The organism is Pseudomonas sp. IPO3778 (assembly GCF_013386825.1).
Taxonomy (GTDB): Bacteria; Pseudomonadota; Gammaproteobacteria; order Pseudomonadales; family Pseudomonadaceae; genus Aquipseudomonas.
In genome coordinates, this window is the sequence record NZ_JACARC010000090.1 from 1 (window position 1) to 368 (window position 368).

A 368-nucleotide genomic window follows, 5' to 3' on the forward strand; every position below is an offset into this window, starting at 1 on the left:
GCCGGTTTACCCGCTCCGTACTACCTGCGTTCGGCCAGCGTGGTTTAACGGGGCGCCTAAGATCAAGATCAAAAGCAGATCAAGAGGACAGCGGCCTACAGGCCGGCTTGAGTGGTGTGGAGCAAAGGCGAAATCAAAATCTAAAGCGAGCACGGTCAAATGTGGGAGCTGGCTTGCCTGCGATAGCATCGCCTCGGTGTACCTGAGAGACCGAGTTGTCTGCATCGCAGGCAAGCCAGCTCCCACAGAAAAGCAGAGCTGCATCAGTTTCAGATTTGGTTTTCGCTTTGGCTTTTGATCTGGCTTCTACCACTCAAGCCGGCCTGTAGGCCGCTGTGCTTTGGCTTTTGATCTTGATCTGACTGCCC